The 14,104-nt window shown below is 73.5% G+C and carries 13 protein-coding genes and 1 pseudogene; 5 read left to right on the top strand and 9 right to left on the bottom strand.

Annotated features, from left to right (window positions below; all coding sequences use genetic code 11):
• Positions 1-41 precede the first annotated feature (41 nt).
• Complete coding sequence (locus ACF1ED_RS01245; protein WP_391756790.1) at positions 42-1,343, bottom strand: M14 family metallocarboxypeptidase; 1,302 nt, start codon at positions 1,341-1,343, stop codon at positions 42-44.
• 219 nt (positions 1,344-1,562) lie between these two features.
• Here ACF1ED_RS01245 and ACF1ED_RS01240 point away from each other — a divergent pair, with 219 nt between their 5' ends.
• Positions 1,563-3,089: a M1 family metallopeptidase gene (locus ACF1ED_RS01240; protein WP_391756290.1), complete on the top strand. Its 1,527-nt coding sequence runs from the start codon at positions 1,563-1,565 to the stop codon at positions 3,087-3,089.
• A gap of 24 nt (positions 3,090-3,113) precedes the next feature.
• Here ACF1ED_RS01240 and ACF1ED_RS01235 read toward each other — a convergent pair whose 3' ends face one another.
• A complete protein-coding gene (locus tag ACF1ED_RS01235; RefSeq protein ID WP_391756289.1) occupies positions 3,114-4,031 on the bottom strand; it encodes an oxygenase MpaB family protein in 918 nt (305 codons plus the stop codon).
• Positions 4,032-4,173: 142 nt separating this feature from the next.
• Positions 4,174-4,665, bottom strand: coding sequence for a hypothetical protein (locus ACF1ED_RS01230; protein ID WP_391756288.1), 492 nt, complete (start codon positions 4,663-4,665; stop codon positions 4,174-4,176).
• A 172-nt stretch (positions 4,666-4,837) separates the two neighbouring features.
• Here ACF1ED_RS01230 and sph point away from each other — a divergent pair, with 172 nt between their 5' ends.
• A complete protein-coding gene (sph, locus tag ACF1ED_RS01225) occupies positions 4,838-5,821 on the top strand; it encodes a sphingomyelin phosphodiesterase (RefSeq protein WP_391756287.1) in 984 nt (327 codons plus the stop codon).
• Positions 5,822-5,838: 17 nt separating this feature from the next.
• On the opposite strand, the gene ACF1ED_RS01220 is transcribed toward sph, so the two are convergent.
• Complete coding sequence (locus ACF1ED_RS01220) at positions 5,839-6,345, bottom strand: hypothetical protein (RefSeq protein ID WP_391756286.1); 507 nt, start codon at positions 6,343-6,345, stop codon at positions 5,839-5,841.
• Between the two features lie 93 nt (positions 6,346-6,438).
• Positions 6,439-6,594, bottom strand: a pseudogene (locus tag ACF1ED_RS01215) (Appr-1-p processing protein); the annotation flags it as partial.
• 101 nt (positions 6,595-6,695) lie between these two features.
• Here ACF1ED_RS01215 and ACF1ED_RS01210 point away from each other — a divergent pair.
• Genes ACF1ED_RS01210 through ACF1ED_RS01200 form a run of 3 tightly spaced genes read left to right on the top strand, consistent with a single transcriptional unit; the run spans position 6,696 to position 8,217 of the window.
• Positions 6,696-6,905 (top strand): helix-turn-helix domain-containing protein, encoded by a 210-nt coding sequence (locus ACF1ED_RS01210; RefSeq protein WP_391756285.1) that lies wholly within the window; start codon positions 6,696-6,698, stop codon positions 6,903-6,905.
• Complete coding sequence (locus tag ACF1ED_RS01205; RefSeq protein ID WP_391756284.1) at positions 6,905-7,429, top strand: Clp protease N-terminal domain-containing protein; 525 nt, start codon at positions 6,905-6,907, stop codon at positions 7,427-7,429. Before ACF1ED_RS01210 ends, ACF1ED_RS01205 begins: the two co-directional genes overlap by 1 nt.
• Positions 7,430-7,479: 50 nt before the next feature.
• Positions 7,480-8,217 carry a MerR family transcriptional regulator gene (locus tag ACF1ED_RS01200; protein WP_391756283.1) on the top strand — a complete coding sequence of 246 codons (738 nt, stop codon included), beginning with the start codon at positions 7,480-7,482 and terminating at the stop codon, positions 8,215-8,217.
• A gap of 3 nt (positions 8,218-8,220) precedes the next feature.
• On the opposite strand, the gene ACF1ED_RS01195 is transcribed toward ACF1ED_RS01200, so the two are convergent.
• The 4 genes from ACF1ED_RS01195 to ACF1ED_RS01180 are packed head-to-tail and all read right to left on the bottom strand — an operon-like array spanning position 8,221 to position 14,024.
• Positions 8,221-10,392, bottom strand: a complete 2,172-nt coding sequence (locus tag ACF1ED_RS01195) for a 3-hydroxyacyl-CoA dehydrogenase NAD-binding domain-containing protein (protein WP_391756282.1) — start codon at positions 10,390-10,392, stop codon at positions 8,221-8,223.
• A 50-nt stretch (positions 10,393-10,442) separates the two neighbouring features.
• Positions 10,443-11,657: an acetyl-CoA C-acetyltransferase gene (locus ACF1ED_RS01190; RefSeq protein WP_391756281.1), complete on the bottom strand. Its 1,215-nt coding sequence runs from the start codon at positions 11,655-11,657 to the stop codon at positions 10,443-10,445.
• A gap of 49 nt (positions 11,658-11,706) precedes the next feature.
• Positions 11,707-12,858 carry an acyl-CoA dehydrogenase family protein gene (locus ACF1ED_RS01185; RefSeq protein WP_391756280.1) on the bottom strand — a complete coding sequence of 384 codons (1,152 nt, stop codon included), beginning with the start codon at positions 12,856-12,858 and terminating at the stop codon, positions 11,707-11,709.
• Positions 12,855-14,024, bottom strand: a complete 1,170-nt coding sequence (locus ACF1ED_RS01180; protein ID WP_391756279.1) for a CaiB/BaiF CoA transferase family protein — start codon at positions 14,022-14,024, stop codon at positions 12,855-12,857. Before ACF1ED_RS01180 ends, ACF1ED_RS01185 begins: the two co-directional genes overlap by 4 nt.
• Between the last annotated feature and the right edge of the window lie 80 nt (positions 14,025-14,104).

The raw sequence follows: 14,104 nt of genomic DNA, 5'->3' as shown, positions 1-14,104 counted from the left end.
GCCGGACGGGCGCCAGGGGCCCCGCCGCGTCCACCCGATCGTCAGCACTCCTCCACGGGACGCCCGTCGACGAGGTGGTGGGCGGCGCGGGAGTCGAGGAGGAGCGGGACCAGGAGCCGCTGCGACTGGCGCAGCGGGACGTACGCTCCCCCGCCGGGCTCGCGGCTCACCGTCACGCCGTGCAGGGCGAGTTCGTCGCCCGTCTCGGCGTACTGGGCGGCGTCGAGGCGGTAGCCGCAGGGCGGGTCGGCGAGGACCTCGGCGGGCTCCGGGGGGTCGTTGTCGGCGCCGCCGAGGTAGACGGGGCCGCGGTCGGCGAGACCGGTGAGCCGGGCGGCGGCGGTGCTCGCGGCGAGCGGGCCGCCGCGCTCGGAGACGTACGCGAAGACGTCCTGGAGCGCGGTGAGGTGGGTGGCGACCCTGCGCCGCTGCGCCAGGGCCGGGTCGCGCTCCTCGGCCGCGCCGAGCGGGTCCTCCCGGGTCTCGGCGAGGAGGGCGGCCATGTGCTTGATCCCGGCCGTGTTGCGCAGGATCCGCTCCTGGCCGTCGCCGGCGACCTGGCGGACCGGCCGCCCGGTGAGCGGGTCGGTCCAGATGCCGTAGACGCCGTGGGTGCGGCCGGCGAGGGCGGCGCCGGGGCGGACGTACTCCTCCGCGAGGGTGCGGGACTCGGCGTGGACGCGGGCGTCGGTGTCGAGGCTGCGCGGCCAGAGCGTGAGGAGGTCCTTGTCGTAGGAGCCGGGGGTGGCGCCGTACTCGTGGAGGTCGTGGACGAGGTCGGGCCGGCGGTCGCGGAGGACGGCGGCGAGGGCGCGGGCCTCGGCGGTGCGCAGCGCGAGGTGGTCGCGGTTGACGTCGACGCCGGCGGCGTTGCCGCGGGTGCCGGCCTCGCGCCCGTCGGGGTTGGCGTTGGGCACGACGAGGACGGTGGTGCGGGCGAGCAGGCGCAGGGTGCCGGGATCACGGGTGCGGGCGAGGTCGCGGACGGCGGTCAGGCAGGCCTCGCGGCCCGCGGGTTCGTCGCCGTGCTGGCCGCAGACGAGCAGCACCGTGAGGGCGCCGCGCCGGGGGCCGAGGGCGGCGAGCCGCAGCGGCCGGCCCTGCTCGGTGGTGCCGATGGTGGTGACGGTGACCCGGTCGCCGTCCCGGTCGACGGCGGCCAGGAAGTCCCGCTCCTCCGCCTCGGTGGTCCAGCGGGTCCCGCCGCTCGTCTCGAACCCGGTCCGGGGCGGGGCGGGCCGCCCGGCGGGGGCGGCCTTCGCCGGGACGGCGGCGAGGGGCAGCCCGAGCACGGCGGTCCCGGCGACGAGGGCCAGGGCACGGCGCGCGGCGCGCAGACGCATCGGCATGGCCCGGAAGGTACTCGCCGGGTCCGGCGGGACGGAAGACCGTGTACGGGAAACGGGTGAACCGGTGCTTCGTGTCGGCCGAATGGCGATCGTGTGACGGAAGGCGCCCTTTACGTGACGCTCCGTCGCGTGGTTCATAGGGTCCGAAGAGTCCGCACTAAGGACCGACGCCCACCCACGCGTCTTACTCCGCTGACGACTTGGAGAGCATCCGTGCACCGCAGAATCATCGTTCCGAGCGCCCTCGCGGCTTCCCTGCTGCTGGCGATCCCGGCATCGGCGGCCGACTACGTCCCGGGCGCGCCGGGCATCGGCGACTCCTACTACCCCGCCAGCGGCAACGGCGGCTACGACGTCTCCCACTACGACCTGCGCCTGAAGTACCAGCCGGCGACGGACCTCCTGGAGGGGACCGCGACGATCCTGGCGACGGCCACGCAGAACCTCTCGCGCTTCAACCTGGACCTGGGGCTGAGGGCGAGCGAGGTGCGGGTCGACGGCCGGCCCGCGCGGTTCGCCGCGACCGGCGACCACGAGCTGGAGATCGCGCCGGCCGTGCCGCTGCCGAAGGGCAGGCAGGTCACGGTGGTGGTGCGCTACGCGGGCAAGCCGTCGGAGTTCGAGGTCGACGGCTGGTCGGCCTGGCACCGCACCCCGGACGGCGGCGTCGCCGCGCAGGAGCCGGACTCGGCCGCCTGGTGGTTCCCCTCCAACGACCACCCGCGCGACAAGGCCACCTTCGACGTGTCGGTGTCGGTGCCGGACGGCACCCAGGCGATCAGCAACGGCGTGCTCCAGTCGCAGTCGTCCCGGCTCGGCTGGACCCGTTTCAACTGGCGCTCGAACAAGCCGCAGGCGACGTACCTGGCCACGCTCGCGGTCGGGAGGTTCGACATCACGACGGACACGACCGCGAACGGGCTGCCCGTCCTCAACGCCTACAGCAAGGACCTCGGCGACAACGCGGGCGCGGCCCGCGCCTCGATCGAGCGGACCGCCGAGGTCGCGGAGTGGCTGGAGGGGGTCTTCGGCCCGTACCCCTTCAACGCGCTCGGCGGCTACGTGCCCAACGTGACCAGCGGCTACGCGCTGGAGACGCAGACCCGGCCGTTCTACAGCCCGCGCCAGTTCGCGAGCGGCGCGAACGTCTCGGTCGTGGTGCACGAGCTGGCCCACCAGTGGTACGGCGACAGCGTCTCGGTGCGCGACTGGAAGGACATCTGGGTCAACGAGGGCTTCGCCCGCTACAGCCAGTGGCTGTGGTCGGAGAAGGAGGGCGAGGGCACGGCCCAGGAGCTGGCGGACTACGTGTACGCCACGCGCACCGCCGAGGACCCGTTCTGGACGGTGCGGCCGGGCGACCCGGGGCCGGAGAACCAGTTCCACATCGCCGTGTACGACCGGGGCGCGCTGGCGCTCCAGGCGCTGCGCAACGAGATCGGCGACGAGGACTTCTTCGCGGTTCTCAAGGGCTGGCCGCAGCGGTTCGCGCACGGCAACGCGCGGGTCGCGGACTTCGTGCGGTACGCGGAGGAGGTCTCCGGCGAGCCGCTGGCGGCGCTCTTCGACACCTGGCTGTACGAGCCCGCCAAGCCGGCCGCCGGGCCCTCGCCGGCCACCGGGGCGGCGCTGTCGGCCCCGTCGGCCGGGACGGCCCGGTCCACGGCGGAGCCCGTCCCGCCGAAGTCCTGGAAGAAGATCGCGGCGACGAACACGGTCCACGAGCACGAGGACCACTGAGCAACCGCCCGGGGGGGCCGTCCGTCAGCGCCCGGCGCGGCGGGCGGCCTGCCGGGCGCGCCGGGCGAGCGGCAGGTAGCGCAGCCGCTCGGGGAGGACGGGGACGACGGCGCGGACGACCCGGGCGAGACGGCGCAGCCGGCGCTCCTGCTCCGGCGTCCACTCCAGGCCGATCGCGGCGCGGGCGTCCGGCGGCATCAGGCCGACGGTGAGGAAGGCGCGGATCCGCTGGAAGGGACGGCGGAGCAGCGGCCACAGGGGGCGGAGCGCGATCCGGAGGAGCAGCGGGCCCCGGTCGGGGGCGGGCACGGGCGCGTCCGGGTCGATCAGCTCGCGGACGACCGCGGTGGCCTCCAGCTCCTCGGCGAGGACCTCGCGGTAGTAGGGCCAGAACTCCTCGACGGTCTGCGGCATGTCCCGGTCGTGGATGCCGAGGATCCGGCCGACCTGGAGCCACTCGGCGTAGAGCCGGCGGTCCTGGGCCTCGGTGAGGGGCCGGTGGAGCAGGGCCAGGCCGTGGCGGTAGACGGGGTAGCCGGTGGCGTGGACCCAGGAGTAGTAGGCGGGCGTGAGGGCGTGGTAGCGGCGTCCGCGGGCGTCGGTGCCCCGGATGTCCCGGTGCAGCGCGCGCAGCCGGCGCCCCTCGGCGGCGGCGTCCTCCCCGCCGTACACCCAGAGCTGTACGGAGCGCAGCGAGCGCTCGCCCCGGCCCCAGGGGTCGGTGCGGAAGACCGAGTGCTCGTCGACGCCGGCGCCGATCGCGGGGTGGGCGACCTGCATGGTGAGGGCGGCGGGCAGCATGAGCAGCGCGCGGACGTCCCCGGCGACGCTCCACAGCACGCCGCCGACGGGCGGCGGGGCGGGATCGGCCGGACCGGGGCGGCCGGCGGGGCCGGGGCGGCCGGCCGGGGTGCCGGTGGTGGCCTCGCTGCGGGTGCTCATACGGGTGTCCCCTGCCTCTCGCGTCGGTGGCCGCTCCTCCAGGGTGCACCCCCGGGGACGGTACGACGACGCCGGGGCCGTCCCGGGGCTCTCGCCCCGGGGAACGGCCCCGGCGTGGTGTGGTCGTGCGGGTCGGTCGCGGTCAGACGCGGTCGGCGCCGACCGGCTCGCCGACGATGCGGCCGGCGAGGGCGCGGGCCCAGGCGTCGACGTCGGCGTTGAGCTCGCGCTCGGCGGCGTCGCGCTCGGCGGCGATCTTCGCGCTGCCGGCGGCGAGGATGGAGTCGCGCTCGGCCTGGCCCTCGGCGCGGGCGGCGGCGATGGCCGCGGAGCCCTCCTCGACGGCCTTGGAGCGGATCCGGGCGGCCTCGTGGCGGGCCTCGGCCAGCTCGGCCTCGTACTGGGCGCGGATCTCGGCGGCCTCGGCGCGCAGGTCGTCGGCACGGCCGGTGGCGCCCTCGGTGGCGTCCTCACGCTTGTCGAGCGTGTGCTTGATCTTCGGGAGGATGACCTTCGCCATGAAGAAGAAGGTCAGGAAGAACACGGCGAAGCCGAGGATGAGCTCGGCCCAGACCGGGTTGAGCGGGCCGAGGTCCATGTTGAAGATCTTGGCGTTGGAGGCGAGGGTCGTCATGGCGCGCATCCTACCTGGTCCCGGGAGCGGCGGATCGTACACCCCCGCGATCGTTGGCGCGCCCGTACGACGCGGGCAAGATTCCCGGCACCTGAAGGCTACCGGAAGGTAACTACGGGTGGTTGTATGGCCCGCGCCGAGTCCAACCCCCCACCCATCGTCGGGAGTTCACGTGTCCCTCAGCACGTTCCGCCGCGTCTCCGGTGCCGCCGTGTCCCTCGCGCTCGCCGCCGCGACCCTGGCGGCGACCGCGCCCGCCGCCTCCGCCGCCCCCGGGGCCGCGGAGCCGCGCCTGAAGGTGCTCACCTACAACGTCTTCCTCTTCTCGAAGACCCTGTACCCGAACTGGGGGCAGGACCACCGGGCCCGGGCGATCCCGGCCGCCCCGTACTTCCAGGGCCAGGACGTCGTGGTGATCCAGGAGGCCTTCGACAACTCCTCCTCCGACGCGCTCAGGGCGAACGCGGCGGCGGCCTACCCGCACCAGACGCCCGTCGTGGGCCGCTCGAAGACCGGCTGGGACGCCACCGGCGGGGCCTACTCGGCCACCACCCCCGAGGACGGCGGGGTGACGATCCTCAGCAAGTGGCCGATCGTCCGCAAGGAGCAGTACGTCTACAAGGACGCCTGCGGCTCCGACTGGTACTCGAACAAGGGCTTCGCCTACGCGGTGCTCGACGTGAACGGCAGCCGCGTGCACGTCGTCGGCACCCACGCCCAGTCCACCGACCCGGGCTGCTCGGCGGGCGAGGCGGCGCAGACGCGCAGCCGCCAGTTCAAGGCGATGGACGCCTTCCTCGACGCGAAGAACATCCCGGCGGACGAGCAGGTGATCGTCGCGGGCGACATGAACGTCGACTCCCGCACGCCCGAGTACGCCACGATGCTCGCCGACGCGGGCCTCGCCGGGGCGGACGCCCGCACCGGCCACCCGTACTCCTTCGACACCGAGCTGAACTCGATCGCGGCGGAGCGCTACCCGGACGACCCGCGCGAGGACCTCGACCACGTCCTCTACCGGGCCGGCAACGCCCGCCCGGCGAACTGGACGAACCACGTGGTCCTGGAGTCGACCGCGCCGTGGACGGTCTCCAGCTGGGGCACGAAGTACACGTACACCAACCTGTCGGACCACTACCCGGTGACCGCCTTCTGACCTTCCGGCCCGCCGGGTCAGAGACCGGGTCCGCCGAAGACGCTGTACGCCCAGGCGGCCACGGCGATCCCGACCAGCACCAGCACCACCCAGGAGCCGGCACCGGTGTGCCGGCTCCTGGCCTTCTTGGCCTTGGGCGCCCTCGCCTCCTTGCGGGCCCCGCGCCCCGCCCTCCCCCTGCCCGGCCGGCCGGCCCGGGACGGTCCCGCGTCCGGTCCCGGGACCGGGTCGGCCGCCGCGGCGACCTCGGCGAGCATCCGCCGGCAGACCGTGGCCAGCTCGGCGAGCGGCGCCGTCAGGTCGACGACGACCTCGGTGCGGGCCGGGGCCGTCGTCCCCCCGTCGAGGATCCGTCCGGCCCGCAGCAGCGCCCGGTCCTTGCCTCCCGTCGGCGCGAGGCTGATCCACCGCCGCACGTGCTCGCCGCGGATCACGACGCCCCCGCCCCGCTCCCGGTACACCGTGTGCTCCCGCCACAGGACCCCGGCCAATTCCGCCGCCGTCTCCCTGAGTTGCGCGTACATCCCACTCCCCTGTTCCCGCCCGCCGACGCGGACCGGCCGCCGACTCTAACCCCCGGGCCGCCGTCCGCCCGGCCCGCCCCTGGACCCTGCCCCTTACGCGCCGAAGTCGTACACGGTGACCGGTATCCCCCGCCCCACCAGCCGCTCCCGCACCAACGGCTCCACCCGCTCCCACTTCCCGCCGGCGAGCCCGCAGCCGATCCGCGGCATGTGGACCGAGGCCCCCAGCTCGACGGCCTTCTCCGCGAGATCGGTCGCATCGGTCATGGAGGGACCGTAGGCGGTCGCTCTGACAGCCGCCCCTGTCAACTGCGGTTGACAGGGGGCGGGCGTCAACCTACATTGACAGCATGACCGATGCGACCGATCTCGCCGCGCGGGCCGGTGACCGTGATCCCCGGGTGGGGCTGCGGGCCGTGTCCGCTCTGCGGCGGCTGTTGGAACAGCTGGAGGCCGTCCAGGTGCGCAGTGCGCGCGCCCGGGGGTGGTCCTGGCAGGAGATCGCCACCGAGCTGGGGGTCAGCCGGCAGGCCGTTCACAAGAAACACGGGAGGCAGTGATGTTCGAGCGGTTCACGAAGGCGGCGCGCGCCACGGTCAAGGGGGCGGCCGAGCACGCGGAGCGCGGCGGGGCGGGGGCAGTGACCGCCGAGCACCTGCTGCTGGCGCTGCTCGACCGGGAGGACACCCGCGCGGCGGCGGTGCTGGCCCGGCTGTGCCCGCCGGACCGCCGGCCGTCCCTGGTCTCCGCGCTCGCCGACGCGCGGCGGCGGGCCGGGCTGTCCCGGGCCGAGACGGAGGCCCTCGCCGGCCTGGGCATCGACGTCGACGCGATCGTCGCCCGCGTCGAGGAGGCCCACGGGACCGGCGCCCTCTCCGGCCGCCGCAGGGCCTCCGGCCGGCGCACCTTCTCCCGCGAGGCGAAGACCGTCCTGGAGAAGTCCCTCCGCGTGGCCCTGGCCCGCAAGGACCGCGAGATCGGCGACGAGCACCTGCTCCTGGCGCTCACCGCGACCGGCGGTGTCGTCGCCGAGACGCTGGCCGACCACGGGGTCACCTTCGCCTCCGTCGAAACCGCGCTCTGAGGGGACCGAGGGCTTTTACAGTCCTGGTGAGACAGCAATACTGTTGGACCATGGAGGACGAGAGCGACGAGGGACTGCTGCCCGGCTACACCGTCGACGAGCTGGCCGCCCGCGCCGGGGTCACGGTGCGGACCGTGCGGTTCTACGGGACCCGGGGACTGCTGCCGCCGCCGGTGATCGGGCCGCGGCGGGTCGGGCGGTACGGGCCCGAGCACCTGGCGCGGCTGGCGCTCATCGAGGAGCTCCAGCGGCAGGGCATGACGCTCGCCGCGATCGAGCGGTACCTGGAGCAGCTGCCGCCCGACCTGAGCGCGCAGGACCTCGCGGTGCACCGGGCGCTGGTGGCGTCGTGGGCGCCGGAGTCCGCCGAGACCATCACCCGGCGGGAGCTGGAGCGGCGGGCCGGGCGGGAGCTGGCCGACCGGGACGTCGAACGGCTCGCCGCCATGGGCGTCGTCGAGGCGGGCGAGGACCCGGCGGTGTTCCGGCTCGACGGCTCGCTGCTGCGGCTCGGGGTCGAGATGCTCGACGTGCCGATCGAGCACGACACCATCCTCGCCTCGCGGACCGTGCTGCTCGACCACGCCCGGTCGGCGGCGCAGGAGCTGGCGCGGCTCTTCCAGGAGGAGGTGTGGAGCCCGTACCGGGAGAGCGGGGAGGACCCGGACCACCTGACCGCCATGAAGTCGCTGTCCGCGCACATGCAGCCGATCGTGGTCCAGGCCCTCGTCACCGCGTTCCAGCGGTCGCTGAGCGAGGAGTTGCGCTCCGCGTTCAGGAACCGCTGACCGCTAGTCCGTGAACGTCTCGCCCCGCTCGGCCTTCTCCACCAGGAGGGCCGGCGGGGTGAAGCGCTCGCCGTACGTCTCCGCCAGCTCGCGGGCGCGGGCCACGAAGCCGGCCACGCCGCCCTCGTAGCCGTTGACGTACTGGAGGATGCCGCCGGTCCAGGCCGGGAAGCCGATGCCCATGATGGAGCCGATGTTGGCGTCGGCGACGGAGGTCAGGACGCCCTCCTCCAGGAGGCGGACGGTGTCCAGGGCCTCGGCGAAGAGCATCCGCTCCTGCATGTCGCGGAAGGGGATCTCGTACCCGGGCTTCGTGAAGTGCTCGCGCAGGCCCGGCCAGAGCCTGCCGCGCTTGCCGTCCTCGCCGTACTCGTAGAAGCCGGCGCCGCCGCTGCGGCCGGGGCGGCCGAACTCGTCGACCATGCGGTCGAGGACGGTCTCGCCGGGGTGGGTGACCCAGGTGCCGCCCTCCTCCTCGATCGCCTTCTTCGTCTCGTTGCGGATCTTGCGCGGGAGGGTGAGGGTCAGCTCGTCCATGAGGGAGAGGACCTTCGCCGGGTAGCCGGCCTGGGCGGCGGCCTGCTCGACGGAGGCGGGCTCGATGCCCTCGCCGACCATCGCCACGCCCTCGTTGATGAAGTGGCCGATGACGCGGGAGGTGAAGAAGCCGCGGGAGTCGTTGACGACGATCGGCGTCTTGTTGATCTGGCGGACCAGGTCGAAGGCGCGGGCCAGGGCCTCGTCGCCCGTCCGCTCGCCCTTGATGATCTCGACCAGGGGCATCTTGTCGACCGGGGAGAAGAAGTGCAGGCCGATGAAGTCGGCCTGGCGCTCGACGCCTTCGGCGAGGACGGTGATCGGGAGGGTGGAGGTGTTGGAGCAGAGCAGCGCGTCGGGCTCGACGACGTGCTGGATCTCCTGGAAGACCTTGTGCTTGAGGGAGGTGTCCTCGAAGACGGCCTCGATCACCGCGTCGCAGCCGGCCAGCGCCCGAGGGTCGGCGGTGGGGGTGATGCGGGCGAGGAGGGCGTCGGCCTTCTCCTGGGTGGTGCGGCCCCGGGCCACGGCCTTGGCGCACAGCTTCTCGGAGTACGCCTTGCCCTTGGCGGCGGCCTCGTCGGTGACGTCCTTGAGGACGACCTCGATGCCGGCGCGGGCGCAGGAGTAGGCGATGCCGGCGCCCATCATGCCCGCGCCGAGCACGGCGACCTTGCGGACCTGGCGCTTCTCGACGCCCTTGGGGCGGCTGGCGCCGGAGTTGACGGCCTGGAGGTCGAAGAAGAACGCCTGGATCATGTTCTTCGCGGTCTGGCCGGTGACCAGCTCGGTGAAGTACCGGGACTCGATGACCTGCGCGGTCTCGAAGTCGACCTGGGAGCCCTCGACGGCCGCGGCCATGATGTTGCGCGGGGCCGGGTAGGGGGCGCCGTTCAGCTGCTTGCGCAGGTTCGCGGGGAAGGCCGGCAGGTTGGCGGCGAACTTGGGGTTCGACGGGGTGCCGCCGGGGATGCGGTAGCCGGGGACGTCCCACGGCTGGGCGGACTCCGGGTGCGTGTCGATGAAGGCGATGGCCTTGGCCATCATCTCCTCGGGGGTGGACGCCAGTTCGTGGACGAGGCCGCTGTCGAGGGCGCGCTTCGGGGTGTACTGGGTGCCCTGGAGGAGGACCTTGAGGAGGGCGTCGGTGATGCCCATGAGGCGGACGGTGCGGGTGACGCCGCCACCGCCGGGCAGCAGGCCGAGGGTGACCTCGGGCAGGCCGATCTTGGAGCCGGGCGCGTCGAGCGCGATCCGGTGGTGGGAGGCGAGCGCGATCTCGTAACCGCCGCCCAGGGCCGCGCCGTTGAGGGCGGCGACGACCGGCTTGCCGAGGGTCTCGATGCGGCGCAGCGCGCGCTTCATGTCCATCGCGGCGTCGAAGATCGGCCGGGCGTGCTCGGGGCCCGCCTGGATCATGTCCTTGAGGTCGCCGCCGGCGAAGAAGGTCTTCTTCGCGGAGGTGTAGATGACGCCCCGGATGGAGTCCTTCTCGGCCTCCAGGCGGTCGGCGACGGCCACGATGGAGGCGCGGAACGCCTGGTTCATGGTGTTGGCGGACTGGTTGGGGTCGTCGAGGACGAGGGTGACGATCCCCGTGTCGTCCTGCTCCCAGCGGATGGTGGTGCTCTCGCTCATGCTGATGCTCTCCGGTGGCCGGTGGCCGGTATGAGGGGTGCGGACGGGGGTCAGACGCGCTCGACGACGGTGGCGATGCCCATGCCGCCGCCGACGCAGAGGGTCGCCAGGCCGTAGCGCTTGTCCTGGCGCTCCAGCTCGTCGACGAGGGTGCCGAGGATGATCGCGCCGGTGGCGCCGAGCGGGTGGCCGAGCGCGATGGCGCCGCCGTTGACGTTGACCTTGTCCAGGGAGACGCCCATGTCCTTGACGAACCGCAGGACGACCGCCGCGAAGGCCTCGTTGATCTCGATGAGGTCGATGTCGTCGATGGTCAGACCGGCCTTGGCGAGCGCCTTGCGGGCAGCCGGGGCGGGGCCGGTGAGCATGATGGTGGGCTCGGAGCCGGAGACGGCCGCCGCGACGATCCGGGCGCGGGGCGTCAGCCCGTACCGCTCGCCGGTCTCCTTCGAGCCGACGGCGACCAGGGAGGCGCCGTCGACGATGCCGGAGGAGTTGCCCGCGTGGTGGACGTGGTCGATCTCCTCGACCCAGTGGTACTTCTGGAGCGCGACCGCGTCGAAGCCGCCGAGCTCGCCGATGTCCTTGAAGGACGGCTTGAGCTTGGCGAGGGAGTCGGCGGTGGTGCCGGGGCGCATGAACTCGTCGTGGTCCAGGACGGTCAGTCCGGCCCGGTCGACGACGGGGACGACGGAGCGGGCGAAGCGGCCCTCCTTCCAGGCGGTCGCGGCGCGCTCCTGGGAGAGGGCCGCGTACTCGTCCACGTCACGGCGGGAGAAGCCCTCGATGGTGGCGATCAGGTCGGCGCCGATGCCCTGCGGGACGAAGTTGGTCTCCAGGTTGGTCATCGGGTCGGCGAACCAGGCGCCGCCGTCGGAGGCCATCGGGACGCGGGACATGGACTCCACGCCGCCGGCGAGGACCAGGTCCTCCCAGCCGGAGCGGACCTTCATGGCCGCCATGTTGACCGCTTCCAGGCCGGAGGCGCAGAAGCGGTTCTCCTGGACGCCGGCGACGGTGTCGGGGAGGCCGGCGGCGATGGCGGCGATCCGGGCGATGTCGGAGCCCTGGTCGCCGACCGGGCCGACGACGCCGAGGACGATGTCGTCGATCGCCGCCGGGTCCAGACCCGGGTTGCGGCTCTGGATCTCGCGGATCAGGCCGACGACCAGGTCGATGGGCTTGGTGCCGTGCAGGGCGCCGTTGGCCTTGCCGCGTCCGCGCGGGGTGCGGATCGCGTCGTACACGTACGCTTCGGTGCTCACGGGAAGCCTTTCGCGGTGAGGGTTTGCTACGAAGTCGGAAGCTCTGCGGTCAGCCGAGCAGGGAGCGGCCGATGATCTCCTTCATGATCTCGGTCGTCCCGCCGTAGATGGTCTGGATGCGGCCGTCGGTGAAGGCACGGGCCACCGGGAATTCGCTCATGTAGCCGTATCCGCCGTGCAGTTGCAGGCACCGGTCGGCGACCCGCTTCTGCAGCTCGGTCGCCCACCACTTCGCCATGGAGGCGTTGACGGGGTCGAGGCCGAGGCCGGTCGGGTCGGCGTGCTCGGCGATGCAGCGGTCGACGAAGGCGCGGGTGACGGCGCACTCGGTGGCCATCTCCGCGATCTCGAAGCGCACGTGCTGGAGCTTGGCCAGCGGCCGGCCGAACGCCTCGCGCTCCTTCACGTACCGGGTGGTGAGTTCCAGGAGGTGCTCGGCCCCGGCGATGCCGGCGACGGCGATGGCGAGGCGCTCCTGGGCGAGGTTGGTCATCAGGTGGACGAAGGCGCCGTTCAGCTCGCCGAGGAGGTTCTCCTTGGGGACGCGGACGTCCTCGAAGAAGAGCTCGGCGGTGTCCTGCGCCTTCTGGCCGATCTTGTCGAGGTTCCGGCCGCGCTCGAAGCCCTCCATGCCCCGCTCGACCACGAGCAGGGACAGGCCGTGGGCGCCGCCCTCCGGAGTCGTCCTCGCCACGACGACCACCAGGTCGGCCAGGATGCCGTTGGAGATGAAGGTCTTGGAGCCGTTGAGGACCCAGTGGTCGCCCCGGTCCTCCGCCGTGGTGCGGATCCCCTGGAGGTCCGAACCCGCGCCCGGCTCCGTCATCGCGATGGCGGTGACGATCTCGCCGGAACAGAAGCCCGGCAGCCACCGCCGCCGCTGCTCCTCGGTGGCGAGCTTGGTGAGGTACGGGCCGATGATGTCGTTGTGCAGGCCGATGGCGAGGCCCGGTGCGGCGGCCTTGGTGAACTCCTCGGCGAGCACGGAGGCGTACCGGAAGTCGGGGTTGCCGCCGCCGCCGTGCTCCTCCTCGACGGCGATGCCGAGGAGGCCCTGGCGGCCGGCGGCGCGCCAGGCCTCGCGGGAGACGATGCCGTCCTTCTCCCACTGCTCGTAGTGGGGCAGCACCTCCTTCTCCAGGAAGGTGCGGACGACCGCCCGGAAGGCTTCGTGGTCCTCGGTGTAGAGCGTGCGCTTCATGCGGTCTTCGACTCCTGGGTGGTCGGGGCGTCCGGCGCGGCGTGCAGGGCGGGGACGGCCCAGTCGCGGGCGACCTCGGCGGTGTCGGCGCCGGGCAGGGCGGGTCCGGTACGGAGCGTGCCGGGGGTGGCGGAGAAGCGGGGGGCGGGCGCGGGCTGGACCAGTCCGCCGTGCTCGGCGAAGGTGGCGCGGGCCGCCAGGTGCGGGTGGGCGGGGGCCTCGCGGAGGGAGAGGACGGGGGCGACGCAGGCGTCGGTGCCCTCGAAGACCTCGGTCCACTGCGCGCGGGTGCGGCTCCGGAAGCGGGCGGCGACGGCCTCGCGCAGTTCGGGCCAGCGGGCGAGGTCGCCGCGCAGGCGGTCGGCGTCGGGGAGGCCGAGGAGGCGGGCGAACTCGGCGTAGAAGCGCTGCTCCAGGGCGCCGACCGCCATGTGGCCGCCGTCGGAGGTCTCGTAGACGCCGTAGAAGGGGCAGCCGCCGTCGAGGAGGTTCGACCCGCGCCGGTCCTGCCAGCCGCCGGCCGCGAGCATGGCGTGGATCATGCTGGTGAGGTGGGCGGTGCCGTCCACGATGGCCGCGTCGACGACCTGGCCCTCGCCGTGCGTCCGCGCGTGCTGGAGGGCGGCGAGGACGCCGACGACCAGGTAGAGCGAGCCGCCCGCGTAGTCGCCGACGAGGTTGGCGGGGACGGCCGGCGGGCCGTCCGGGTCGGGGCCGATCATGCCGAGGGCGCCGGTGACGGCGATGTAGCCGATGTCGTGGCCCGCCGTGTGGGCGAGCGGTCCGTCCTGGCCCCAGCCGGTCATCCGGCCGTAGACGAGCCGGGGGTTGCGGGCCAGGCACTCCCCGGGGCCGACGCCGAGGCGTTCGGCGACGCCGGGGCGGTACCCCTCGACCAGGATGTCGGCGCGCTCGACGAGGTCGAGGACGGCGGCGGGGCCTTCGGGGGACTTGAGGTCGAGGAGGACCGAGCGCTTGTTGCGGTTGGTGAGGTCCTTGGCCGGGTCGACGCCGAGGCCCGGGCCGCCGGGGCGGTCGACGCGGACGACGTCGGCGCCGAGGTCGGCGAGGAGCATGGCGGCGAAGGGGCCGGGGCCGATGCCGGCGAGCTCCACGACCCGGACACCGGCGAGCGGGCCCGTCCGCTCGGTCTGCCTCGTCTTCATCGAGCCCCCAGAAGTGTGTGACACCAATGATGTAACACCGGAGATGCTAGGAACGTGTTCCACTCGGCACAAGCCCCCCG

It is taken from the genome of Streptomyces sp. NPDC014656, from assembly GCF_043084305.1.
Classification (GTDB): Bacteria; Actinomycetota; Actinomycetes; order Streptomycetales; family Streptomycetaceae; genus Streptomyces.
This window is presented reverse-complemented; position numbering and strand designations above follow the sequence as displayed.

Coding starts and splice junctions, on each gene's coding strand:
- ACF1ED_RS01195 (WP_391756282.1), bottom strand. CDS start 10,392: ATGAGCGAGAGCACCACCATCCGCTGGGAGCAGGACGACACGGGGATC.
- ACF1ED_RS01245 (WP_391756790.1), bottom strand. CDS start 1,343: ATGCGTCTGCGCGCCGCGCGCCGTGCCCTGGCCCTCGTCGCCGGGACC.
- ACF1ED_RS01235 (WP_391756289.1), bottom strand. CDS start 4,031: ATGAGCACCCGCAGCGAGGCCACCACCGGCACCCCGGCCGGCCGCCCC.
- ACF1ED_RS01220 (WP_391756286.1), bottom strand. CDS start 6,345: ATGTACGCGCAACTCAGGGAGACGGCGGCGGAATTGGCCGGGGTCCTG.
- ACF1ED_RS01230 (WP_391756288.1), bottom strand. CDS start 4,665: ATGACGACCCTCGCCTCCAACGCCAAGATCTTCAACATGGACCTCGGC.
- ACF1ED_RS01180 (WP_391756279.1), bottom strand. CDS start 14,024: ATGAAGACGAGGCAGACCGAGCGGACGGGCCCGCTCGCCGGTGTCCGG.
- ACF1ED_RS01200 (WP_391756283.1), top strand. CDS start 7,480: ATGGAGGACGAGAGCGACGAGGGACTGCTGCCCGGCTACACCGTCGAC.
- ACF1ED_RS01185 (WP_391756280.1), bottom strand. CDS start 12,858: ATGAAGCGCACGCTCTACACCGAGGACCACGAAGCCTTCCGGGCGGTC.
- ACF1ED_RS01210 (WP_391756285.1), top strand. CDS start 6,696: ATGACCGATGCGACCGATCTCGCCGCGCGGGCCGGTGACCGTGATCCC.
- ACF1ED_RS01205 (WP_391756284.1), top strand. CDS start 6,905: ATGTTCGAGCGGTTCACGAAGGCGGCGCGCGCCACGGTCAAGGGGGCG.